This window comes from Amycolatopsis sp. NPDC028719 (genome assembly GCF_055565395.1).
The window spans coordinates 228,168-250,882 of sequence record NZ_JBVHUL010000004.1 but is presented as its reverse complement, the minus strand read 5'-3'; the positions used below and the strand labels follow the sequence as shown (position 1 = coordinate 250,882).

Genomic DNA, 22,715 nt, shown 5'->3' with positions numbered 1-22,715 from the left:
GCCAAAGTTCGTTCCGTGACACGGAACAGCGAGGCCGGCAACATGCTCGACAAAGCCGCCGCGGTGCTGGACGTCTTCCGTCCGCAGGGTGGGGAGTTCCGCCTGACGGAACTGGCCGTCGCGGCGGGCTTGACCAAGACCACGGCGTTCCGCCTCGTCGGCGACCTGGTCCGCCTCGGGCTGCTGGAACGCGATGGCGAGCGGTACCGGCTGGGCGGCACGCTGTTCGAGCTGGGCTCGCTCGTGCCCCGCCGGCACGACCTCCGCGAGACGGCCTTGCCGTTCCTGCAGGACCTGTTCGAAGGCACCCGCCAGACCGTCCACTTCGGCATCCGCGACGACCGCGACGTCGTGTACCTCGAACGCATCCACGGTCACGACGCCGTCCCCCTGCCCTCCCGGATCGGCGGCCGGCTGCCCCTGACCTGCACGGCGATCGGTAAGGCGCTGCTCGCGTTCTCCGAGCCCGAGCTGGCGGACGCGATCCTCGCGGATCCGCTGCCGCAGCTGACGGCCTTCTCGATCACCGACCCCGTCCGGCTGCGGACGGCGCTGGAGCAGATACAGGTGTCCGGCCTCGCTTACGAGGAACAGGAGGCGGTACTCGGGGTGAGCTGCATCGCGGCCCCGGTGTTCTCCGGCGCGGTCGCCGTCGCGGCCCTGTCGGTGGCGGTCCCGCGCGAACAGTTCCGGCCGGCCCACCTCGCCCCGGCGGTGCGGACGGCCGCGCTGGGCCTGTCCCGCACGCTGCGCCGCTCCGGGGAGCCGTGACCGTCACGCCGTGGCGGGCCAGCTCAAGACGTCGGGGGCGCCCGGACCACCGTCGACCCCCGGGGCGCCACGGCCCGATCCGATCGGCCGCGGGGTGCACGGCACCGGGGACTTCGCCGCCCACGCGGCGAGCCGGGGTCCCAGCGCGAGGTACACGTCCGGGGCGAAGGCCATGCCCGTGTGGCTGCCGCGCACCTCGACGTGCTCGGCGTAGGGGTCCAGGCACAGCCGGGTGGGCGCGATCCGGTCCTCGGGCGAGTGCACGGCGATGGCCGGTACGCGCAGCGGAGCCGTCAGCGCGCGCATGTTGTCGGTGAAGCACGGGCCGGAGAGGCAGTCCCGGTCGAGGAGCCCCGGCAGGCCCGCCGCCGAGAGCCGGGCGAGCGCCCGGGCGATCCGGATGACGTTCGGGTGGGCGCCGAGCGGGTCGAGCACGGGGCTGGCCAGCATCACCAGCCCGTGGACGAGGTCCGGCCGGCGGACGGCGAGCAGCCGGGAGAGCGCGCCGCCCCAGCTCTGCCCGAACAGCAGCACCGGGGCGCCGGTCGCGTCGGCGAGCTGCTCGGCTCGCCGCTCCAGGCGGTCGACCAGGACCCGGGTGCAGCCCACGGAGTGGCCGATGCGGGCACTGGCCGGCCGGTAGCCGCGGTGGTGCAGCCAGGACGCGGTCAGCGCGAGGCTGTAGTCGCCGAGGCCGAAACCGGGGGTCAGCAGCACCCCGAGGCCGCGGCCCTCGTGGGGGTCGGCGGGCTGCCACACGGTGTGCCGGAGAAGCCGGGGGATGCCCAAGAGAGCGGCGAGCACCGATTCGCGCGGTCCGGGGCGGACGGTTTCGACAGCGGACACGACCGGCCTCCCAACTCCGGCCGGGCGCGGCCGGGCATACCGGAGAGTTCCCCGAAACCGGCGCCGAAACCTCCGACGTTCGGCGATCTTCCGGCGTCCGGGGTGGTCAGCGCGGTGCCGGACCGCCCGCGGTGAGGCGGACGGGCGTCACCGGCCCCGAGGATCTTCGGTCTCGCCCTGCTCGTCGGGCTGCGTGGCGCCCGCGGCGACCTCGAACGGGGATGCGGCGTCCTTCGGGTGCCCCTTCGTGATGTGCGCTTCGGCGCGCATCCGCTCGATCATGTGCGGGTAGTGCAGCTCGAACGCGGGCCGTTCGGAACGGATCCGCGGCAGCTCGAGGAAGTTGTGCCGCGGCGGCGGGCTGGTCGTCGCCCATTCGAGGGAGTTGCCGAAGCCCCACGGGTCGTCGGCGTCGACCGGCTCGCCGTAGCGGTAGGTCTTCACGACGTTCCAGATGAACGGCAGCACCGACAGGCCGAGCAGGAACGCGCCGATCGTGGACACCGTGTGCATGCCGGTGAAGCCGTCGCTGGAGAGGTAGTCGGCGTAGCGGCGCGGCATGCCCGCGTCGCCGAGCCAGTGCTGGACGAGGAACGTCGTGTGGAAGCCGAGGAACGTCGTCCAGAAGTGCCACTTCGCCAGTCCCTCGTCGAGCACCCGGCCGGTGATCTTGGGGAACCAGAAGTAGATCCCGGCGAAGGTGGCGAACACGATCGTGCCGAACAGCACGTAGTGGAAGTGGGCGACGACGAAGTAGCTGTCGTGGACGTGGAAGTCCAGCGGCGGCGACGCGAGGATGATGCCGGTGAGGCCGCCGAGCAGGAACGTGACCAGGAACCCGATGGACCACAGCATCGGCGACTCGAACGTGACCGAGCCCTTCCACATGGTGCCGATCCAGTTGAAGAACTTGATCCCGGTGGGTACCGCGATGAGGAAGGTCATGAAGGAGAAGAACGGCAGCAGCACGGCGCCGGTGGCGAACATGTGGTGTGCCCACACCGCGACGGACAGCGCGGTGATCGCGATGGTCGCGAACACCATCGTCTTGTAGCCGAAGAGGGGTTTTCGGCTGAACACGGGAATGATTTCGGTGACGATCCCGAAGTAGGGCAGGGCGACCACGTAGACCTCGGGGTGGCCGAAGAACCAGAACAGGTGCTGCCAGAGGATCGCCCCGCCGTTTTCGGGGTCGAAGACGTGCGCGCCGAGGTGCCGGTCGGCCATCAGCCCGAACAGCGCGGCGGTGAGGATCGGGAAGGCGAGCAGGATCAGCACCGAGGTGAACAGGATGTTCCAGGTGAAGATCGGCATCCGCCACATGAGCATCCCGGGGCAGCGCAGGCACACCACGGTCGTGACCATGTTGACCGCGCCGAGGATGGTGCCGAGGCCGGTGACGATCAGGCCGGCGATCCAGAGGTCCCCGCCGACGCCGGGGGAATGGATGGCGTTGGACAGCGGTGTGTACGCCGTCCAGCCGAAGTCGGGCGGGCCACCCGGGGTGAGGTAGCCGGAGAGGACGACGAGGCCGCCGAAGAGGTAGAGCCAGTAGGAGAAGGCGTTGAGCCGGGGGAACGCGACGTCCGGTGAGCCGATCTGCAGGGGCAGGACGAAGTTGGCGAAGCCGAAGAGGTTCGGCGTGGCGTAGAGCAGCAGCATGATCGTGCCGTGCATGGTGAACAGCTGGTTGTACTGCTCGGGGGACAGGAACTGCATGCCGGGCCGGGCCAGCTCCCCGCGCATCAGCAGCGCGGTCAGGCCGCCGATGAGGAAGAACCCGAACGACGTCGTCAGGTACAGCACACCGATCGTCTTGTGGTCGGTGGTGCGCAGCGTTTTCAGGATCGCCGAGCCGCGCGGGGCGCGCCACGCCGGGCGATGGGGGATGGGAACGGGCCGGGCCGCCGTGTCGGTCATCGGACATGCACCTCGTCGCCGCCGTCGGGAAAGCAGGTCGGCGCGCAGATACCCCGGCCGGCGCCGCATACACGTCCGCCGAACCGCTGGCGGCTACGGTGCCTCTTGCGCTTCGCGCGCCGTGCAGGGAAGGCGGCCCCAGACGAGCTTGCCGTCGTCGTGGTGGCGCACTCCCCAGCCGGCGCACAACCGGTCCACGATCAGCAGCCCGCGGCCGCCTCCCCGGTCGGGGGCCCGCCGCCGCGGGTTTCCGGTGCCGGCGTCGATGACGGCCACGGTGACGTCGCAGGGCCGGTGCCGGTAGCGGATCCGTAGCTGCCGGGGGCCGCCGCCGTGCCGGTAGGCGTTGTCCAGCAGTTCCGCGACGACCATCAAGGTGTCGATCCGGTCGGGTTCGGCGAGCGTGCCGAGCTTCGTTTCGGCCCACCAGCGAGCTGTCGACAGCTCGGTGGGGTCCGTCCCCGTCATGTCCAGGACCGCCCAGGAACCCGGGTCCTCGTCCGCCCAGTCGAACGCCACCGTGCACTACCTCCGGAAACCGGCGTCTCTTCGCTCGAAGGGAACCGCATACCCGCTCCTCGCGCCTGTTACGCACGGGCCGTGGATGCAACTTCGGGCCGATCCGTGCGCGGTTTATCCCGGAACCTCCCGGGTAGCCCGCCGCCCTACGCAGCCGATGAGCGCACCGGGCACCGGAAAGTGTCTCCAGCGCAAGGAGGACGAGATGACCCAGGGACCCGGCGGCCAGTCACCGCCGTCGAAGCCGCAAGCAGCCAAGGACGAAGCCCGCGAGGTCGCGACGACCGCCGCCGACCGGGGTGGCGAAGTCGCGCACACCGCCGCGGACGAAGCGAAACACGTGGCCGCGCACGCCCAGCGGGAAGCACGCGACCTGCTCCGCGAAGGCCGGGAGCAGCTGGAGACGCAGGCCAGGGACGGCCAGCGCAAGGCGGCGCAGAGCCTCCACCAGCTGGCCGGAGAGCTCGACCGGATGGCCGGGCAGACCGACTCTCCCGGCGTGGCCGCCGACGTCGCGCGCCAGGTGTCCGACCGGACGCGCACGGTCGCGGACTGGCTCGAGCACCGTGAACCCGGCGACCTGCTCGACGAGGTGCGGCGCTTCGCCCGCCGCCGTCCCGGCACGTTCCTCGTGGGCGCGGCCGTGGCCGGGGCGCTGGTCGGCCGGCTGACGCGAGGCGTCGTCGCCCAGCAGAAGGAAGATTCCGGTGGCTCGGCGGACGGCCAGGCGACCCCGCCGCCTTCGCACGCCGGTCCGGCCGCGACCCCCGCGCTGCCCCAGCCGGGCGGGTACCCCGCGCCGCAGCCCGGCTCCCCCGCGTCCGGGCCGGGAGCCCCCGGTGCGGCCCCGGGTGGGTACAACGGGCCGCAGCCGGGCGCACCCGCCGTCCCCGGCGCGGCTCCGGCCGCTCCCGGCGGCTACAACGCACCTCAGCCGCCGGACGCGCTCCCGCAGCCGAGCCCGCGCTTCTCCGCTCCCGGGCAGGTGCCGTGATGACGCAGGCACCCGGGCCCGCTTCGCGGGCGGACGAACCCGTCGACGTCGCCGGCACCTCGGTCGGCGAGCTGCTGACCAACGTGATGAACGACGTTTCCACGCTCGTGCGGCAGGAAGTCGAGCTGGCGAAAGCCGAAGTCAAGACCGAAGCGGCCAAAGCCGCGAAGGGCGCCGGCATGTTCGGCGGCGCCGGGTTCGCCGGCTACATGGTCGTGCTGTTCCTCTCGCTGGCCCTGTGGCAGGGCCTGGCGAACGTGATGGACGAGGGCTGGGCCGCCCTGATCGTCGCGGCGGTGTGGGTGGTCGCCGGCGCGGTGCTCTACGCGACGGGCCGCGCCGCGTTCCGCCGGATCAACCCGAAACCCGAGCGAACCGTCGAGACCCTGCAGCAGGTGCCCGACGCACTGAAAGGTGGACGACCATGACCGAACCCGACCGGATCCGCCGGGAAATCGAAGGTACCCAGCGGAATCTGAGCACGGACGTGAACGCGCTGACCGAGAAGGTGAGCCCCGGCCGCATCGTCGAACGCCGCGTCGGCCGGGTCCGCACGGCGCTCGGCGGCGCCCGCGACCGGGTGATGGGAACCGCCGCCGACCACGCGTCGGCGGCAGGGGACAAGGCGGGGTCCGTCGCCTCGACGGCGAGCGACAAGGTGAGCTCCGCGGCCGACGCGGTCGGTGACGCCCCGGCGTCGATCCGCCGGGGGACGCAGGGCAACCCGCTGGCGGCCGGCCTGATCGCGTTCGGCGCCGGCTGGCTGGTGTCGTCCCTGATCCCGGCGAGCGACCCGGAACGCCGGCTGGCCGGCCAGGCGACGGACCTGGCCCGCGAGCACGTGGCACCGGCGGCCAAGCACGTGGCGGAGGAAGTCAAGGAGAACCTGCGGGAGCCGGTGCAGCAGGCCGCGGAGTCGGTGCGGTCCGAGGCGGCGGAAAGCGCGTCGACGGTCAAGGACGAAGCCCGGTCGGCGACCGGCGACGTCACCGACCGCGCCCAGGAGGCCCAGCAGAACGTGCGCTCGTCCTGAGCCACGGGCTCGGCGCGCTCTCCTTCACGGAGTGCGCGCCGAGCCCGCTTTCGTGGTGGCGGCGACGTCAGCGACCGGGGTGGAGCACAGCCCGCAGGCAGTCGTCCTTCTTGTGCTTGAACAGGTCGTAGGCGCGCGGGCCGTCCGCCAGCGGCATGCGGTGGGTGGCCAGGTGGGCGGTGGACAGCTCACCGCGGGCCATCCGGTCGAGCAGCATCGGGACGTAGCGCTGGCCGTGCTGCTGTGACCCGCGCACGGTGAGGCCCTTGTTGACGATCGCGCCGAGCGGGAACTTGTCGACGACACCGGCGAACACACCGAGCACGAAGACGGTCCCGCCCTTGCGGCAGGAGTAGATGGCTTCCCGGACCGCGTCCGGCCGGTCGGTCTCCAGCCGCACCTGCTGCTTGACCCGGTCGTACAGGTGGTGCGCACCGGCGCTGTGGGCTTCCATGCCGACGGCTTCGATGCAGACGTCCGGGCCGCGGCCGCCGGTGCGCTCCCGCAGTTCGGCGCCGACGTCGGTGCTCGAGTAGTCGATCGTCTCCGAGCCGATGTGCTGCTCGGTCATCCGCAGCCGGTACGGGTAGCGGTCGATCGAGAACACCCGCTCGGCACCCAGCAGCATCGCCGCCTTGGCCGCCATCTGCCCGACCGCCCCGCAGCCCCACACCGCCACGGTGTCCCCGGGCTGGACACCGCCCAGGTCGGCACCCATCCAGCCCGTCGGCACCGAGTCCGAAGCGAACAACGCGCTGTCGTCATCGAGCCCTTCGGGTACCGGGAACGCGCCGTAGTCGGCGAAGGGGACCCGGACGTATTCGGCGTGGCTGCCCCGGAACCCGCCCATCGCGTGGGAGTAGCCGAAGATGCCGCCGGGCTCGTAACCGAACAGGGCCGAGCCGATGCCCGGGTTGGTGTTGCTGTTGTCGCACAACGCCCACAAGTCGTGCGCGCAGTACCAGCACCGGCCGCAGCCGATGAACGAGCAGACGACGACCCGGTCGCCCACCTTGTGCTTGCGCACCTCCGACCCGACCTCGACGACCTCGCCGAGGAACTCGTGGCCGAGCACGTCCCCGGCCTCCATGGCCGGGATGTAGCCGCCGATGAGGTGCAGGTCCGAGCCGCAGGTGGTGGTCGCGGTGACCTTCAGGACCACGTCCTGCTCGTTGCGGATCTCCGGGTCGGAGACCTCTTCGACCGAAAGCTTGTTCACGCCCTGCCAGCACAGTGCCTTCACAGCCGTCCCTCCCCGCCGGCGCGCCGGGTGGCCAGGCGGACGAGCATCCCGCCCGGGGTCGGTTTCCCGGTGGTCGGCGCGTCCGGGCGGATCACTTCGCCCGTTTCCAGCACCGACTTGATGTCCCGCAGGGCGCTGCGCACCGGTTGCCGGGGGTCGCGGCCGGCCAGCCGCGCCGCGGCGTTCGCCGCCGGCCGGCGTGGCTTCGCGGCCAGTTCGGTGCCCCGGCCGCCGGGTGCCGGCCGCAGGCGGGTCTCGGCGTCGCCGTCGAGTGCCCCGAACGCCTCCTTGAGCCGCGGGTCGTTTTCGACCTGCTCCGGGGGCAGGTTGACGGTCACGCCGAGCCATCGGTCCGGCGGCGCGGTCCGCCGCCGGGCCGCGGCCGTGCTCACCGCGATCCCCGCGACGGCGAGTGCTCCGAACGACCATTTCATGCCGGGTCCTCGATTCTGCCGGGTGCCTCGTGTCCCGGCCGGCCTTCCCGCTATTCCCGGGAACACACGGCGGATCGGCGACAGCGTCCGCGAGGTGGGCCGACATCGAGACGGAGCTTTCGCCGTGAAAGTGTTCCGGAGGGCGAACCTCCGGAACACTTTCGCGAAGCCGGCGATGGTCACTTCTTCACGGTCTTGGCTTTCGCTTTCGCGGTGCCCTTGGCGTCCTGCAGCGGTGCGTAGGTGCCGTAGAGCGCCGGGTCCGGCTTCGGCGCGGTGCCCGGCCCGCCGAGCGGCTTCGGGTCCATCAGGTACTCGATGCCGGCGTCGGTGGTCCAGCTGGTGCCCTTGGCGCCGTCGGGGCCGTCGGAGAGGTGCCAGATGGTGTGGTTGTGGGTCTGGTCTTCTTCGTCGAGCAGGGCGTTGGGGGCGATGTCGTCTTCGAGCCCGTCGGCCTTCAGTTCTTCGATCGCGGCGAGCCATTGCTTCTGGTGGACGGTGTCGCGGGCGAGGTTGAACTTGAGCATGGCTTTGACGCCGGGGTCGTCGGTCATGTTGTAGAGGCGGGCGGTCTGCAGGCGGCCTTGGGCTTCGGCGGCGGCGTTGGCGCGGAAGTCGGCGAGCAGGTTGCCGGAGGCGACGATGTACTTGCCGTTCCAGGGGTAGCCGTTGGAGTCGGCGGGCAGGGCGCCGCCGCCGGCGACGATGGCCTGCTGGGGGTCCATGCCGCCGATGACGGCGGCCATGACGGGGTCTTTGACGGCTTCGGCGGTCATGGTGGCGGGGGCGCCTTCGAGGAGGCGGGCGACCATGGTGGCGAGCATTTCGACGTGGCCGATTTCTTCGGTGGCGGTGTCCATGATGAGGTCTTTGTACTTGCCTTCGATGCGGCAGTTCCAGCCTTGGAACAGGTACTGCATCGTCACGGTCATCTCGCCGTAGGCGCCGCCGATGAGCTCTTGGAGCTTGTGGGCGTAGACGGGGTCGGGCTTTTCGGGCTTGGCTTCGAACTGCAGCAGTTTCGTGTGACGGAACACGGTGATCCCTCCGTCGTCGGATCGGGGCACGCCGGGACCGGCGGTCGCCGCCTGCATTCCCGGTTAGCGGACGGTTAACCGTGCGAGTGAACGCGGTCTCGGCTCGTGTGAAACGGAGTCGCGGGGGTACCAGGAACCGTCGTGTCCCGTCGCCCGAGGAGGACTCCGTGTCCCAGCCCGCCCAGCAGCAGAGCCCGCCCGGATCGACGGCGGAGATGACCCCGCGGCCCGACCACGGGGAGCACACCTACCGCGGTTCCGGCAAGCTGACCGGGAAGGCCGCCCTCATCACCGGTGCGGACAGCGGGATCGGCCGCGCGGTGGCGATCGCGTACGCGCGGGAGGGCGCCGACGTCCTGATCTCCTACCTGAACGAGCACGACGACGCGGAAGAGACGCGGCGCTGGGTGGAGGAGGCGGGGCGCAAGGCCGTCGTCGTGCCCGGTGACGTCGCCGATCCGGCGCACTGCCGGGCCCTGGTCGCCCGGGCGGTGGAGGAGTTCGGCCGGCTCGACGTCCTGGTGAACAACGCCGCTTTCCAGATGACGCACGAAACGCTGGAAGAGATCCCGGACGAGGAGTGGGACCACACGCTCGCGACCAACCTCAGCGCGTTCTTCCACCTCGCCAAAGCCGCCGTGCCGCACTTGAAGGCCGGGGCGTCGATCATCGGCAGTTCGTCGGTGAATTCCGACAACCCTAGTCCGCAGCTGATGCCCTACGACGTCACGAAGGCGGGCGTCGCCAACATGTGCGCCGCGCTCGCCCAGCTGCTCGGCCCGAAGGGGATCCGCGTCAACAGCGTGGCGCCGGGGCCGATCTGGACGCCGCTGATCCCGTCGACGATGCCGGCGGAGCAGGTGAAGTCGTTCGGGCAGCAGGTGCCGCTGGGCCGTGCGGGCCAGCCGGCGGAGCTGGCGCCGGTGTACGTGCTGCTCGCCTCCGACGACGGCAGCTACGTGTCCGGCGCGCGCGTCGCGGTGACCGGTGGCAAGCCGATCCTCTGAGCGGAGACGTGATGGCCGACGAGATCTACTCGACGGAGGCGACCTCCAGCCGGGGAAGCGTCCGGGTCGACGGCCGGGGCGACCTGGCGTACGCCGTCGGCGAGCCGGGCGACGGCACCGCCGATCCGCTGAACCCGGAGCGCCTCTACGCCGCGGCCCTGGCCACCTGCCTGCACCAGTCGCTGACGATCGCCGCGACGTCGTTGGCGGTGGAGGCCGCCGAAAGCGTCGTGACCGCCAAGGTCACCTTGGCCGCCCGCCACGACGGCGGCTACGAACTGCGCGCGACCGTCGAGGTGTACCTGCCCGGTGCGAGCACCGACTCGCTCTACGACGCCGTCACCCGCGAAGCGCTGCGGCTGTGCCCGCTCGTCGGCGGCAAGGTCGCGGTGACCTTCGACCGTGAGCGTGGGTTGGCGCTCCAGCACCACAGCGGTCCCGCCGATCCGGGGCAGAACTGACCGCTGTCACCGGGGCTGCGGCACGGCGTCGGGCACGCCCAAGCGCCGGCGCAGCTCCGGGACGAACGCGGGATCCGTGCGGGCGAGCGTCTCCAGGTCGTTTTCGTCCGGCAGGGCGAGACCACCGCGCAGCATGCGGTCGATGAGCACGCCGGCCGCCGCGAGCACCAGGTCGGCGTCGTCGACCGGGGGCAGGCCCGCGGCCGGGGTCAGCAAGAGGTCGAACGTGCCGGCGGGACCGCCGCGGCAGCAGTACCGCACCCGGTAGCGGGCGTCGTCGACGAGCCGCACCTGCCAGACCGTGCACGCAGTGCTGAGGGGCATGTCCTCCATTACCCGGCCGGCCGCCGGACAAACAGCGGCCGGGAACGCATTGTGTCGCGAAGCGACGAAAGCCGGAGCCGGGTCCCGTCGTCCCGCCCGGCCGGCGGGACGACGAGACCACCGATTCACGACACCGCCGGGCCGGACTCCGAACTGCCGGACAGCTCCTTCAGGAATTCGTGGCACTGCTTGGCTCGCGCGGAGTCCTCCTCCATCACTTTGCGGAAGAAGTCGGCGATGTCCTGCCGCCCCGCGTTGTCGGCGTCGCGCACGTACTGGCCGTAGTCGTGGCCCGCCTTCAGGGCGTGGTACTGCACCGACACGAGGTCGAAGGTGACGTCGTCGAATCCGGTTTCCCCGGTGGCCATGGGTATCTCCCATCTTCGTGGTGCTGGCTGAGCGCGGCCGGTGGGCCGCTCCGCCTCGGAGTACCCGGCACCTGCCGATCGATACATGGCATCGAAGCTTCTTGTGCCGATCCGGGAGAACCCGATCGGACCAACGATTGCGCGGTCAGCGGATCGCGGTCATCACACGATGGTGTCCCCCGGTGGAACAATGTGCGGAAACGCCAGTAGTTTTCGCTTCGCGCGACGCGGACCATTCGCTCCCGCTCAGTCCAACGCAATTGTTCATTCGAGGAGTTCACGCATGCTGAAGAAGATCGGTTTCGTCGCGACGGCCATGGCGGCCGGCGCTTTCCTGGCCGGTGGCGTCGCCGCCGCCGACACCCCGGGCGGCTACGAGCACCACCACGGCGCGTACGACTCCAACGGCCAGCTCGGCCTGCTCAACCTGAACAACACCGACGCGCTGCACAACGTCAACGCCACGGTCGGGTTCTGCGACAACAACGTCAACGTGCTCGGCGTCCAGGTGCCGGTCCGCGACGTCGCGAACGGCATCGGCGTGCCGGTCCTGTCGCCGGGCGAGCACGAGGCCAGCGGCGAGTCCCCGTACAACTGCGCCGCCAGTGGCGTGGCCGACGGCGGCACGAGCCAGGGCAACTGAGGTTCCCGCGCCGAGGCCGCCCGCTGATGCGGGCGAAAGCCGGCTGAGGCGCGGCACCGACGCGGGGTGGGACCGGCCACGAGAACGACGAGTGCGCCGGTCCCACCCGGTATCGCGGCGAAACAGCCGGGAACGTGGCGCCGCCCTGGGCTCACTCGGGCGGCAGGGGTTCCCGGATCTCCTCCGGCATCGAGCCGCCGGCGACGTCGGCGGAGATGCCGAGCTCTTCCTCGTAATCCCTCGCGCCGAGGTCGCCCTCGTGCACCGCGGGCGTCACGGCGTCGACGTCGGGCCGCTCCTCGGCCAGCCGGTCGCCGAGCGGGCGGTCGTGGGCCTGCTCCCACGGCGTCATGCCGTACTTCGTGACACCGGTCCAGTGCTCGGGCGGGTCCATGGCCTCTTCGAGAGGATCCTGGCGAAGGCGGTCCTCGTCGAGGTCTTCGGCGCTGTTCAGCGCCGCCGGATCGGTCTCCACCGCGTCCGGCGCGCCGGTGTCCTGGGGTGGGTCGTAGGGCTGGTGCGGTTCGGTCACCGCGGCACCTCCTTCGCTCGGACCCGGAGGCTGCCCCGATCGCGCCCGGCGAAACCTCCGGCAGCACCGGCCACGCTCTCGTTTCCGGCCGCGAAGTACGGGTACTTGCGGCGGATGGCAGGAAGACGCGACGAACTCCAGCGGATCGCGGCCGAGAACTTCGGCTGGTCCCGGCTGACCCGTGAGCAGCTGGAAGCGATGGAGCAGGTGATGGCCGGGCACGATGTGCTCGCCGTGCTGCCCACCGGGGCCGGCAAGTCGGCGATCTACCAGGTGCCCGCGCTGCTCCTGGACGGTCCGACGCTGGTCGTGTCGCCGCTGATCGCCCTGCAGAACGACCAGATCGAGGGCATCGAGGACAGCCGTGCCCCGGAAGCCGTGGCGCTGAACTCCGCCCAGCGCGCCGCCGAGCGCGAGCACGCTTGGGAGGCGTTGCGCCGCGGTACCGCCGAATACCTGTTCCTGTCCCCGGAACAGCTCGCCTCCGACGAAGTCCTCGACGCCGTCGCCGAGCTGGGGGTGTCGTTGTTCGTGGTGGACGAGGCGCACTGCGTTTCGGCGTGGGGGCACGACTTCCGGCCGGACTACCTGCGGCTGGCGCCGGTGGTCGAGCGGCTCGGGCACCCGCGGGTGATCGCCCTGACCGCGACCGCGGCGCTGCCCGTGCGCACCGACATCGTGCGGCGGCTGGGACTGCGCGACCACCGGGAGGTGCTCGCCAGCTTCGACCGCCCCAACCTGCGCCTCGGCGTCGACCCGCTGCCGAACGACGACGACCGGCACCAGGCCGTCCTCACGCGGACGCGGGCGCTGACCGCGGATCCGGCCACCCGGCCGGGGCTGGTCTACGTCACCAGCCGGAAGGACGCCGAAACCTACGCCGGGGAGCTCGACGCGGCCGGCGTCCGCGTGGCGGCCTACCACGCCGGGATGAAGGCGGCCGACCGCGAGCGGGTGCACGAACAGTTCCTGCGCGGCGAGCTCGACGCGGTCGTGGCCACCTCGGCGTTCGGGATGGGGATCGACAAGGCCGACCTGCGGTTCGTGCTGCACGCGTCGGCGCCGGAGTCGCTCGACACCTACTACCAGCAGATCGGCCGCGCCGGCCGAGACGGCGAACCGGCCGAAATCACGCTGTACCACCGGCCTCGGGACCTGGGCAGGCAGAAGTTCCTCACCGCGGCGAAAGCACCGGAGCAGGCGCTGGCGGAGGTGGCCACCACCCTCGCCGGGCACGACGCGCCCGTGAAGCCGGCCGAGCTCGGCAAGGAGGTGGACGTCTCGGCGGCCCAGCGCACCCGGGCGGTCAACCTGCTGGAGCAGACCGGCTCGGTCGGCGTCACCGACGACGGCCGCCTCGAATACCGGGATGCCGCCGCGGACCCCGGACAGGCCGTCGAGCGGGGTGTCGAGGCCGCCGAAACCCACCAGCGCCTGATCCGGTCCCGCATCGAGATGATGCGCGGCTACGCCGAGACGACGGGGTGCCGCCGGCAGTACCTGCTCGGCTACTTCGGAGAGCAGCTCGACCGGCCCTGCGGCAACTGCGACACGTGCGCCGCCGGTACCGCCGAGGCTCAACCGTCCGGCAGCGGCGCCTTTCCCGCCAACAGCACGGTCGAGCACGCGGAGTGGGGCCGCGGCACGGTGATGTCCGCGGACGACGACAAGGTGACCGTCGTGTTCGACGACCACGGCTACAAGACGCTGTCGGCGCCCGCGGTCCGCGAACAGAGCCTCCTCAAAACCGTCGCGGGGGATTGAGCGGAGCCTGACGACCTGTTCCGCGGCTTCAGTAACCTTCCGCCGCGCCGTTGCGGCGGGGGTCCGCGCACGAGCGCAGCAGAACGCCGGAGAGCGTGATCCCTTCGAAGTTGCCGGTCAGGGAGTGCCACGGGCCCAGGTCGCGCAGCCACCGGCCGCGCCCGGCGCACCGGCGGCGGAACTCCGTGGCGACGCCGGGGTCGAAACCGTGCTCGAGCGTCACGCCCGGCAGCCAGCCGGACGCGGGTTCGTGCGGCCGGACCCCGAACCTCGGCGCCGCCACCGAGTCCTCGATGGACAGGCCGAAGTCGAGCAGGTTCACCAGGTTCTGCAGCACGCACGCGACCAGCGACACCGACGGCGACCCGGACGCGATGACCGGTACGCCGTCCCGCAGCACCAGGTTCGGCGCCAGGTAGACCGCGGCGCGCTCACCCGGCCACGGCATCGCCCGCTGGAAGAACGATCCGCCGCCGGAAAGCTGGAAGCCCTCGGCGAACAGGCCGTTGACCCACGGCGAGGCCATGTGCGAGTGCGTCACCGAGGCGACGTTGCGCTGCGCGTCGACCACGGTGACGTGGATCGTGCCGGGCACCGGCACCGGCACGGACGGGGGAGCGGCGCCGAGCCGGGTCATCCGCCGCGCCGCGTACTCCTTGGACAGCAGCGTCTCGACGTCGGTGGCCGCGGTGCGCGGCGGGGCGTAGTACACCTCGTCGTGCACGTCCGTCAGCAGCTCCAGGGTCTCCACCGACGAGTGCGCCGGACCCCACGAACGCAGGTCCGACAGCTCCAGCAGGTTCATCGCTTCGATGAGCTGGCACCCGCCGTCGTCGGGCGGCACGGACGTGACGATCTCGGCGTCCCGGTAGGTGCCCCGCAGCGGGGTGTGCCAGCGGGCCTCGTAGGCGGCGAAGTCGTCGGGCGTGATCACGCCGCCGCCGCGCCGGCATTCGGCGCCGAACGCCCGCGCGAAGTCGCCGAGGTAGTAGTCCAGGTCCTCGTCCCGCAACCGTTCCAGCGTGCGCGCGACGCGTTCCTGACGCAGTGTCCCTCCGGGCGCCACGAGAGTTCCCTCGGGCAGGAACGCCTCCCGCCCCTGCTCGTGACAGCCCAGTTCCGCCCGGTGCGCGTACATCTCGCCGAACAGGTAGGGATTGACCTCGAAGCCGTCCCGCGCCAGCTCGATGCCGTCGCGCAGCAACCTCGCGCGGGGCAACCGGCCGAACCGTGCGTGCGCGGCCCGGAAGGCCGGCCACCAGCCGGGCACGGGCACGCCCCGGCCGGTGGTCAGGTCGGCGCCGGTGAACCCGGGCAGCGGCGCCAGCGGCGCGGCCACGTTGCCGTTGAGGTAGTCCACCTCGCCGGTTTCGCCGTTGTAGTACAGCATTCCCAGCCCGCCGGTCAGGGCCGTCATGTGCGGTTCGGCCACCAGCTGGGTCGCGGCCGCGGCGAGGGCGGCGTCACCGGCCGTGCCGCCCTCGCGCAGGACGTCGAGGCCGGCCCGCACCGCCAGCGGGTGCGAGGTCACGACCATGCCGTGGCGGGCCTCGACCGGCTCCTTCGGGCCGTAGGCCGCCCGGCGGGCGAGTTCGGCGGCCGTCTGCCGGTCCATCAGGCCTCCGTCAGCGAGCTGCGCCGCCGCTCGTCGACCGCGTGCGGCATGGCGAACAGGGCCACCAGGATCGAGACGACGCAGATCACCGTCATGTACCAGCCGAAGGCCGCGTTGCTGCCGGTCAGGCCGAACAGCCACACCGCGATCAGGCCGGCCGTCGAACCCAGCGCGGTCGTGCCGATGTTGTAGTTGAGCGCCGACGCGCTCGCCCGCACCTCGGCCGGGAAGCTCATCACGTACGCGGTGGTCAGCGGCGCGCCGACGAAGTTGTTGATGAAGGTGAACGCGACCACCGCGACCACCGCCAGCCAGAGCGAACCCGAGCCGATGGCCAGGAACGTCGGCACCGTCAGCACGACGAACAGGCCGTAGCCGACGACCAGCGGGATCCGTGCCCCGTGCTTGTCGGCGAGCTTGCCGCCCCAGATCGCCGGGAGCGGCCCGATCGCGTAGGTGAGCAGGGACGCCAGCAGCGCGTTGTTCTCGGCGAACCCGGCCTTGACCATCGCGGTGACGAAGTAGGCTTGGATGACGAACGACCCGACCCGCTGGCCGGCGCCCAGGCCGATGGCGCGCAGCATCGCGCCCCAGTGCTCGCGCACCGCCGTGCGGAACGGCGTCTGCTTGACCTTGCTGCGTTCGGCCAGCTCCGCCATTTCCTTGAACTGCGGCGTTTCCTCGACGTGACGGCGGATGTAGATGCCGATCAGCGCCATCGGGATCGCCAGCAGGAACGGGATCCGCCAGCCCCACGCGTTGAACGCCGGGGCCGGCATCGCCGAGATCACCAGGTAGGCCACCAGGGTCGCGAGCAGCGGACCGACCGAAGTGGACGCCACGCTCAGCCCGGCCAGGTAGTTGCGCCGGTTGCCGCGCTCGTGCTCGAAGATGAAGTTGGCGGCCGTGGTGTACTCGACGCTGGCCCCGATGCCCTGCAGGATCCGGCACAGCAGCAGGATGATCGGGGCCGCGATGCCGATCGCCGCGTAGTTCGGCAGCAGGCCGATGCCCGCCGTGCCGACGCTCATGACGGCGATCGTCAGCAGCAGCACGAACCGGCGGCCTTTGAGGTCGGCCAGCGGGCCCAGCACGATCGCGGCCAGCGGCCGCAGCGCGTAGGACAGCACCACCCCGGCGTAGGTCGACAGCAGGGCCGCGCTCGAGTCACCCGCGGGGAAGAACTGGCGGGAGATGATGACCGCCAGCGTGCCGTAGAGGCCGAAGTCGTAGTACTCGACGACGTTGCCGAGCATGGCGGACAGGAGGACCCTGCGCCGCGAGCGCAGGTCGGATCCGGGCGGCCCGGCGGCCGTGCTCTCCCGGGTGTCGTGGTCGGTCAACGGGATCTCCTCGCGAAGTCAGGGCCGGAAGCGGTCCGGCCGGAAGGACGCCAGCAGGGGGTGGGGTTCGCCGGTGCGGATCTCGCCGGCCAGCAGTTCACCGGCGATCAGGCCGAGCGTGGCGCCGGAGTGGGTGAAGGCGACGAAGCAGCCCGGCACCGCGGACAGCTCACCGAGCACCGGCTCGCCGTCGCCCGGAACCGGCTTGCGGCCGAGCTTCCAGGACGCGGCGGTCAGGGTGACCCCGCCGGCGAGCAGGGCGGTCGCCTCGGCGGTCAGCTCCTTGACCACCGACTCGTCGACCGTGCAGGTGCCGTCGGCCGCCTCGGTGATGCGGTCCTCGTACCAGTGGTGGTCGAGGGCGAAGGTGTTCCCCGGGTTGGGGCGCAGGGCGACGCGCGGGGTGTTCATGACGGTGCGCACCGCGGTGTCGGCCGGCTCGGTCAGCACGAGCATCGACAGCGGCGAAGCGTCCGGAATGGACACTCCCAGCCCGGCGACCACCGACGGGGTGGCCGCGCCGCAGGCGACGACGACGGCGTCCGCGTCGAACCGCTGCCCGCTGCCGGTGGTCACCCCCGTGACGGCTCCGCCGCCGGTCGTGACGCTCGAGGGGCCGGCGCCGGTGACGATCTCCCCGCCCAGCGCGGTGAACTCGGCGGCCAGGTGCTCGATCAGGTGCGGCAGGGAAACCCAGCCCTCGCCGGGGTTGTACACAGCGGACCCGGGGACCGCGGCCGGGTCGAGGCCGGGGATCTCTGCGGGTGAGACCAGTTTGGAGTCGTACGCGTGCGCGAGTTCGGCGCGGTGCCGGTCTTCCATCGCGCCGCGGTCGGCGCTCCAGTGGAGGCCGCCGTCGAAGCGGAGCCAGTCGCGGGTGGGGTCGGCGGCGAAGAGCGTGCGGTACCGGTCGATGCCGGCCATCCGCAGCGCGTGGTAGGCGGCCGAGCGGGACCCGGCCGAGTTGAGCCACGAGAGCGAGCGCCCGGATGCGCCGTCGGCCAGCTCGCCTTCGGTCACCAGCACCACCGTCACGCCGTCGCGCTGCAGGTGCGTGGCCGTGGAGACGCCGAGAACGCCCCCGCCCACCACCACGACGTGCTTGCCTGCGGTCATCGGGAAAGATCCCCCTTCCGGGCGTGCGCCCGCTCGATGATGCGAAGGACGTCCACCGCGTCCCGTGGGTCGACCGGGAGCTCGCCGCCGTTCTCGATGGCGGCGGCGAGCAGGCGGTAGAACCGGCCGTAGTCCCCGGGTTCCGGCTCGACGGCCCGGGTGTCGCCGGGCACGCCGAGCGTGCCCCAGTTCTCCCGGGGCTCGTGGCCGAAGCCGTCGTCGCCGGGCCGGGCACCGTCCTTGAGCGCCGGCTCCTGCGGGTCCAGGCCCCACTTGGTGTAGCCGGCCTTCTCACCGAGGACGTGGAACCGCGGCCCGGGCAACGCCGCGAGACTGGACATGAAGAGCCGGGACCGGGTGCCGTTCTCGTGGGCCAGCACGAGGAACGTGTCGTCGTCGCCCTCTCCCGCGCCGCGGCGGAGGACGTCGGCGTGCACCTGCGCGACCGGCCCGAACAGGCGGCACGCCTGGTCGACGAGGTGGGTGCCGAGGTCGAACAGGATCCCGCCACCGTCGGCGACGCCCGTGGCCGCCTTCCAGTCCCGCGGTCCCTGCGGCTTCCACCACTCGAAGCGGGACTCGAAGGTGTGCACGCGGCCCAGTTCGCCGTCGTCGATCAGCCGGCGCAGGGTCCGGAAGTCGCCGTCCCAGCGCCGGTTCTGGAACACGGTGAGCACCCGGCCCACCCGGTGCGCGTGCTCGATCAGGGCCTCGCCCTGCGCGCTGGTGACCGCGAACGGCTTGTCCACCACGACGTGGAGTCCGTGGTCGAGGGCGGCCGCCGCGAGATCGGCGTGGGTCGCGGGTGGAGTGCCGAGGACGACGAGGTCGACGTCGGCGGCCCGGGCGAACAGTTCGTCCGCTCCGGAAAGCACTGTCGCGTGTGGATACTCGGCCGCGGCCTGCGCGGCACGGTCGGCGTTGCCCGTCACGACGAAGTCGAGCGAGTAGGCGTCGTCGGCGGCGAGGAACGGGGCGTGGAAGATCCGCCCGGACACCCCGAAGCCGAGCACGGCGGTCCGGATCACGCTTCCACCCCGTACACCGTCCGGGCCCGCTCGGCGGAGATCCGGCCTTCGGCGACGTCCCGGCGCACCTCGTCCGGGTCGCGCTCGGCGGGCGGCCCGTAGCCGCCCGCGCCCGCGGTCCGGATCGAGACGCGGTCGCCGGGCTGCAGGCGCGTGTAGCCGTGCTCGACCGGTTGCGCCCCTTCGGACAGCTCCACTGCGGCGCTCTCGCCCGGCTCGCCGCCGAACAGGCCCCACGGCCGGGACCGCTGCCGCGAGGTGTCGAGCCAGAAGTGGACGTCGGCCTCCTCGACCCGGACCGTGCGCCGGATGCCCATTCCGCCGCGGGTGCGGCCGTCGCCGCCGGAGCCGTCGACGAGCGCGTACTCCTCGACCACCAGCGGGTACTCGGTTTCCAGGGCTTCCACCGGCAGGTTGCTGGTGTTGGTCATGTGCACCTGGACGCCGTCCATGCCGTCCTTGGTCAGGCGCGCGCCGCAGCCGCCGCCGATCGTCTCCAGGTAGACGAAGTAGCGGCCGGTCCGGCTGTCCACCCCGGAGAAGTGCACGCCGGTGTTGGCGCCGTTGCTCGCGGCGGTGACGGTCTCCGGCACCGCGTTGGCGAGGGCGCCGTGGATCAGGTCGACCACTCGCTGGCAGGTTTCGCTGCGGCCGTTGACCGCGGCGGGTTCCACGCAGTTGAGCACCGAGCCCCGGGGCGCGTTGATCGTGACCGGCCGGTGCAGGCCCGCGTTGGGGATGATGCCGGGGTCCACCACCGTCTTGAGCGAGTAGTAGACCGCCGCGTACAGCGCGGTCCACACCACGTTGACGCTGGCCCGGACCTGCGGCGGGGCGGTGAAGTCGAACGTCACCTCGTCGCCGCGCACGGTCACGGTGACGCCGAGGTCGAGTTCGTCGTCCAGCTCGGGGCAGTCGAAGCGGTCGGTGAAGGGGTAGGTCCCGTCGGGCACCTTCGCGATCGCCGCGCGGGTGCGCCGCTCGGTGTAGTCCAGCAGCGCCTCGCCGGCCGCGACGAGCGTGTCACGGCCGTACCGCTCCGCCAGTTCGGTGAAGCGGGCGACCGCGAGCCGGTTCGCGGCGATCTGCGCCCGCAGGTCGGCCCGCCGCTCGTGCGGCACCTGGCAGTTGAGCAGGATCAGCTCGAACAGGTCGGTCTGCAGCTCACCGCCGCGCATCAGCCGGACCGGCGGGATGCGCAGGCCCTCCTGGAAGATGTGGGCGTGCCCGCGGTCGCCGAAGTCGGCGTGGTGGGCCAGGTTCGCCACCCACGCGGTGATCTCGCCCTCGAAGAACACCGGGGACACCAGCACGATGTCGGGCAGGTGCGAACCACCGCCGGTGAACGGGTCGTTGCCGATGAACGTGTCCCCGTCGGCGATCGTGCCGGCCGGGTACCGGCGGGTGATTTCGTCGACGACGCCCATCAGCGAGCCCAGGTGCAGGGGCGAGCCGCCCTCGTCCTGGGCGAGCATCCGGCCGCGCGCGTCGAACAGGGACGCGGTGCAGTCGCGGCGTTCCTTGATGTTGGTGGAGTAGGCGGCGCGCACCAGCGTCTCGCTCATCTCCTCGACGATGGACGACAGCGCGGAGCCGATCACTTCCACCAGCACGGGGTCCTGCATGGTCTTCCTTTCCGTCGCGGGGGTCATCGGCCCACCGTCACGACGAGGTTGCGCAGTTCGTCGACGACGGCGACGTCGCCGGGCAGCAGCAGGGTCGTGGTGTCCATCTGCTCGACCGCGGCCGGGCCTTCGACGCGGTGCCCGGGGTTCAGGCGCGAGCGGTCGTAGACGGGACAGGGCGTGAAACCCCCGCTTTCGGGCAGGTAGACCTCGCGGGTGGCGCGGACCGCGGCGCTCGCGTCGGCGTCCCCGAGCGGGGCGCGGTGCAGCTCGGCGCGGGACACCTCGCCGACGGCCCGCACCCGGAAGGTGACGACCTGCACCGCGTCTTCGGCGGCCGAGTAGCCGTACAGCCGTTCGTGCTCGGCGGCGAACCGCTTGGTCAGCTGCGTGACCGTGTCCGCGGTGATGACGCCGTCGGGCACCGGCACAGCCAGCTCGTGGTTCTGGCCCGTGTAGCGCATTTCCACGAACCGCTCGACGCGGCGGCGCTCCGGCGGCACGTTCTCTTCGGCGAGCCACGTCGTCGCGGAGGTTTCCAGCTCCGCGAACACCCCCGCGACGCCCGGCTCTTCCGGAGCCATGATGCGGGTGCGCAGGAAGTCCGCGCGGATGTCGGTCATCAGCAGCCCGGCCGCGCACTGCGCGCCCGGGGTCTCGGGCACCAGCACGGTGCGCATGCCCAGCTCGCGGGCCAGCCGCACGGCGTGCAGCGGGCCGGCCCCGCCGAAGGGCACCAGGGTGTAGTCGCGCGGGTCGTAGCCGCGCTGCACGGAGATGACCCGGATCGCGCGGGCCATGTTGGCGGTGATGACCCGCACGATGCCCTGCGCGGCGTCGAGGACGTCCATGCCGAGCGGGCCGGCCACCGTGGCGACGGCGGTGTGCGCGGCGTTCGCGTCGATCTTCATCTGCCCGTCCAGCAGGTACTCCGGGTTGAGCACGCGCAGCACGACGTTGGCGTCGGTGACGGTCGGTTCGGTGCCGCGGCCGTAGCAGGCCGGGCCCGGATCGGCGCCGGCGCTGCCCGGCCCGACCTTGAGCGCGCCGCCCGCGTCGATCCAGGCGATCGAGCCGCCGCCGGCGCCCACGGTGTGGATGTCCAGCATCGGTGCGCGCACCGGCCGCCCGTCGATCTCGGTCCCGGTGGACTCCTTGGGCACGCCGTCCTGCACGAGCGAAACGTCGGAAGACGTGCCGCCGACGTCGAAGGTGATGATGTCGGGGAAGCCGGCGGCGCGGGCGATCCCGGCCGCGCCGACCACCCCGGTGCTGGGTCCGGAAAGGACCATCCGGGACGGCGTCCGTTCGGCCGTCTCGAACGGGATGACGCCGCCGTTGGACTGGGTGACGTGCGGGGTCACCCGCAGGCCCAGCTCGGCCAGGCGGGTCCGCAGCCGGACGAGGTAGCGGGCGACCACCGGCCCGAGGTAGGCGTTGACGACCACAGTGGACAGTCGCTCGTACTCGCGGAACTCCGGCAGCACCGCGGAGGAGACCGAGACGTGCACGCCCGGCAGCTCCTCGGCGAGGATCCGCTCGGCGGTCCGCTCGTGCCCGGGATCGACGAAGCTGTACAGGAAACAGACCGCGACCGCCTCGACCCGCTGCTCGCGCAGCTGCCGGGCGAGGGCGCGGACCTGCTCCGGGTCGAGGGCACGCTCGACGCGGCCGTCGTGGTGGACCCGCTCGCCGGCTTCGAGGCGCAGGTCACGCGGCACCAGCGGCGCGGGCTTGTCCGCCTGCAGGTCGTAGAGGGAAGGACGGCGGCCGCGCCCGAGCTCCAGCAGGTCGCGGAACCCGGCGGTGGTCAGCAGGCCGGTGCGGGCCCCCCGCCCGGTGAGCAGTGCGTTGGTGCCGACGGTGGTGCCGTGGGCGAAGTAGGTCACCTCGCCCAGGTCGCGGCCGCCGATCTCGTCGAGCAGCTGCGAAACCCCCGTCACGATCGCCCGGCCGGGGTCGTCCGGGGTGCTGGACACCTTGCGTACGTGCAGGCGCCCGGTGTGCTCGTCGAGAGCGCAGACGTCGGTGAACGTGCCACCGGTGTCGACGCCGATCCGAAGTGTCATGTGCTCAGCCTCGCGGGAGTGAG

At 71.9% G+C, this 22,715-nt stretch carries 23 protein-coding genes; 8 read left to right on the top strand and 15 right to left on the bottom strand.

Annotated elements, in window-relative coordinates; genetic code table 11:
• Window positions 1–15 precede the first annotated feature (15 nt).
• Window positions 16–771, top strand: coding sequence for an IclR family transcriptional regulator (locus ACZ4TR_RS19595; protein ID WP_465288363.1), 756 nt, complete (start codon window positions 16–18; stop codon window positions 769–771).
• A gap of 3 nt (window positions 772–774) precedes the next feature.
• Here the strand turns inward: ACZ4TR_RS19595 and ACZ4TR_RS19590 are convergent, their stop codons facing one another.
• From ACZ4TR_RS19590 to ACZ4TR_RS19580, 3 genes are all read right to left on the bottom strand, one after another.
• Window positions 775–1,617, bottom strand: coding sequence for an alpha/beta fold hydrolase (locus ACZ4TR_RS19590; RefSeq protein ID WP_465288362.1), 843 nt, complete (start codon window positions 1,615–1,617; stop codon window positions 775–777).
• A 147-nt stretch (window positions 1,618–1,764) separates the two neighbouring features.
• Complete coding sequence (gene ctaD, locus ACZ4TR_RS19585) at window positions 1,765–3,537, bottom strand: aa3-type cytochrome oxidase subunit I (protein ID WP_465288360.1); 1,773 nt, start codon at window positions 3,535–3,537, stop codon at window positions 1,765–1,767.
• Window positions 3,538–3,630: 93 nt separating this feature from the next.
• Window positions 3,631–4,056, bottom strand: coding sequence for an ATP-binding protein (locus ACZ4TR_RS19580; RefSeq protein WP_465288359.1), 426 nt, complete (start codon window positions 4,054–4,056; stop codon window positions 3,631–3,633).
• 205 nt (window positions 4,057–4,261) lie between these two features.
• Between ACZ4TR_RS19580 and ACZ4TR_RS19575 the strand changes: the two genes are divergently transcribed.
• Genes ACZ4TR_RS19575 through ACZ4TR_RS19565 form a run of 3 tightly spaced genes read left to right on the top strand, consistent with a single transcriptional unit; the run spans window position 4,262 to window position 6,083 of the window.
• The gene (locus ACZ4TR_RS19575) at window positions 4,262–5,050 is read left to right on the top strand and encodes a hypothetical protein (protein ID WP_465288358.1); all 789 of its coding nucleotides are present in this window, start codon (window positions 4,262–4,264) and stop codon (window positions 5,048–5,050) included.
• Entirely contained in the window at window positions 5,050–5,478 is a 429-nt protein-coding gene (locus ACZ4TR_RS19570) for a phage holin family protein (protein WP_364521635.1), read from the top strand. Before ACZ4TR_RS19575 ends, ACZ4TR_RS19570 begins: the two co-directional genes overlap by 1 nt.
• Window positions 5,475–6,083, top strand: a complete 609-nt coding sequence (locus ACZ4TR_RS19565; RefSeq protein WP_465288357.1) for a DUF3618 domain-containing protein — start codon at window positions 5,475–5,477, stop codon at window positions 6,081–6,083. The genes ACZ4TR_RS19570 and ACZ4TR_RS19565 overlap by 4 nt, the downstream gene beginning before the upstream one ends.
• A gap of 67 nt (window positions 6,084–6,150) precedes the next feature.
• Here ACZ4TR_RS19565 and ACZ4TR_RS19560 read toward each other — a convergent pair whose 3' ends face one another.
• From ACZ4TR_RS19560 to ACZ4TR_RS19550, 3 genes are all read right to left on the bottom strand, one after another.
• Window positions 6,151–7,326 (bottom strand): zinc-dependent alcohol dehydrogenase, encoded by a 1,176-nt coding sequence (locus ACZ4TR_RS19560; RefSeq protein WP_465288356.1) that lies wholly within the window; start codon window positions 7,324–7,326, stop codon window positions 6,151–6,153.
• The gene (locus ACZ4TR_RS19555) at window positions 7,323–7,760 is read right to left on the bottom strand and encodes a hypothetical protein (RefSeq protein ID WP_465288355.1); all 438 of its coding nucleotides are present in this window, start codon (window positions 7,758–7,760) and stop codon (window positions 7,323–7,325) included. The genes ACZ4TR_RS19560 and ACZ4TR_RS19555 overlap by 4 nt, the downstream gene beginning before the upstream one ends.
• Window positions 7,761–7,939: 179 nt before the next feature.
• A complete protein-coding gene (locus ACZ4TR_RS19550) occupies window positions 7,940–8,797 on the bottom strand; it encodes a manganese catalase (protein WP_465288354.1) in 858 nt (285 codons plus the stop codon).
• Window positions 8,798–9,012: 215 nt separating this feature from the next.
• Here ACZ4TR_RS19550 and ACZ4TR_RS19545 point away from each other — a divergent pair, with 215 nt between their 5' ends.
• Complete coding sequence (locus ACZ4TR_RS19545; protein WP_465288951.1) at window positions 9,013–9,804, top strand: SDR family oxidoreductase; 792 nt, start codon at window positions 9,013–9,015, stop codon at window positions 9,802–9,804.
• A gap of 11 nt (window positions 9,805–9,815) precedes the next feature.
• The gene (locus ACZ4TR_RS19540) at window positions 9,816–10,265 is read left to right on the top strand and encodes an OsmC family protein (protein WP_465288353.1); all 450 of its coding nucleotides are present in this window, start codon (window positions 9,816–9,818) and stop codon (window positions 10,263–10,265) included.
• Window positions 10,266–10,271: 6 nt separating this feature from the next.
• On the opposite strand, the gene ACZ4TR_RS19535 is transcribed toward ACZ4TR_RS19540, so the two are convergent.
• Both ACZ4TR_RS19535 and ACZ4TR_RS19530 read right to left on the bottom strand, forming a co-directional pair.
• Window positions 10,272–10,589: a hypothetical protein gene (locus tag ACZ4TR_RS19535; protein ID WP_465288352.1), complete on the bottom strand. Its 318-nt coding sequence runs from the start codon at window positions 10,587–10,589 to the stop codon at window positions 10,272–10,274.
• 125 nt (window positions 10,590–10,714) lie between these two features.
• On the bottom strand, window positions 10,715–10,957 hold the full coding sequence (locus ACZ4TR_RS19530; protein WP_465288351.1) for an acyl carrier protein: 243 nt from the start codon (window positions 10,955–10,957) through the stop codon (window positions 10,715–10,717).
• A 283-nt stretch (window positions 10,958–11,240) separates the two neighbouring features.
• Between ACZ4TR_RS19530 and ACZ4TR_RS19525 the strand changes: the two genes are divergently transcribed.
• Entirely contained in the window at window positions 11,241–11,600 is a 360-nt protein-coding gene (locus tag ACZ4TR_RS19525) for a hypothetical protein (RefSeq protein ID WP_465288350.1), read from the top strand.
• 151 nt (window positions 11,601–11,751) lie between these two features.
• Here the strand turns inward: ACZ4TR_RS19525 and ACZ4TR_RS19520 are convergent, their stop codons facing one another.
• Window positions 11,752–12,132 (bottom strand): hypothetical protein, encoded by a 381-nt coding sequence (locus ACZ4TR_RS19520; RefSeq protein ID WP_465288349.1) that lies wholly within the window; start codon window positions 12,130–12,132, stop codon window positions 11,752–11,754.
• 114 nt (window positions 12,133–12,246) lie between these two features.
• Between ACZ4TR_RS19520 and ACZ4TR_RS19515 the strand changes: the two genes are divergently transcribed.
• On the top strand, window positions 12,247–13,896 hold the full coding sequence (locus ACZ4TR_RS19515) for a RecQ family ATP-dependent DNA helicase (protein ID WP_465288348.1): 1,650 nt from the start codon (window positions 12,247–12,249) through the stop codon (window positions 13,894–13,896).
• A 28-nt stretch (window positions 13,897–13,924) separates the two neighbouring features.
• On the opposite strand, the gene ACZ4TR_RS19510 is transcribed toward ACZ4TR_RS19515, so the two are convergent.
• Genes ACZ4TR_RS19510 through ACZ4TR_RS19485 form a run of 6 tightly spaced genes read right to left on the bottom strand, consistent with a single transcriptional unit; the run spans window position 13,925 to window position 22,692 of the window.
• A complete protein-coding gene (locus tag ACZ4TR_RS19510; protein ID WP_465288347.1) occupies window positions 13,925–15,511 on the bottom strand; it encodes a gamma-glutamyltransferase in 1,587 nt (528 codons plus the stop codon).
• On the bottom strand, window positions 15,511–16,854 hold the full coding sequence (locus ACZ4TR_RS19505) for an MFS transporter (protein ID WP_465288346.1): 1,344 nt from the start codon (window positions 16,852–16,854) through the stop codon (window positions 15,511–15,513). Before ACZ4TR_RS19505 ends, ACZ4TR_RS19510 begins: the two co-directional genes overlap by 1 nt.
• Before the next feature lie 18 nt (window positions 16,855–16,872).
• Window positions 16,873–17,970 (bottom strand): NAD(P)/FAD-dependent oxidoreductase, encoded by a 1,098-nt coding sequence (locus ACZ4TR_RS19500; protein ID WP_465288345.1) that lies wholly within the window; start codon window positions 17,968–17,970, stop codon window positions 16,873–16,875.
• Complete coding sequence (locus tag ACZ4TR_RS19495; RefSeq protein WP_465288344.1) at window positions 17,967–18,998, bottom strand: Gfo/Idh/MocA family protein; 1,032 nt, start codon at window positions 18,996–18,998, stop codon at window positions 17,967–17,969. The genes ACZ4TR_RS19500 and ACZ4TR_RS19495 overlap by 4 nt, the downstream gene beginning before the upstream one ends.
• Window positions 18,995–20,650 (bottom strand): hydantoinase B/oxoprolinase family protein, encoded by a 1,656-nt coding sequence (locus ACZ4TR_RS19490; protein WP_465288343.1) that lies wholly within the window; start codon window positions 20,648–20,650, stop codon window positions 18,995–18,997. The genes ACZ4TR_RS19495 and ACZ4TR_RS19490 overlap by 4 nt, the downstream gene beginning before the upstream one ends.
• The gene (locus tag ACZ4TR_RS19485; protein ID WP_465288342.1) at window positions 20,647–22,692 is read right to left on the bottom strand and encodes a hydantoinase/oxoprolinase family protein; all 2,046 of its coding nucleotides are present in this window, start codon (window positions 22,690–22,692) and stop codon (window positions 20,647–20,649) included. The genes ACZ4TR_RS19490 and ACZ4TR_RS19485 overlap by 4 nt, the downstream gene beginning before the upstream one ends.
• Window positions 22,693–22,715 lie beyond the last annotated feature (23 nt).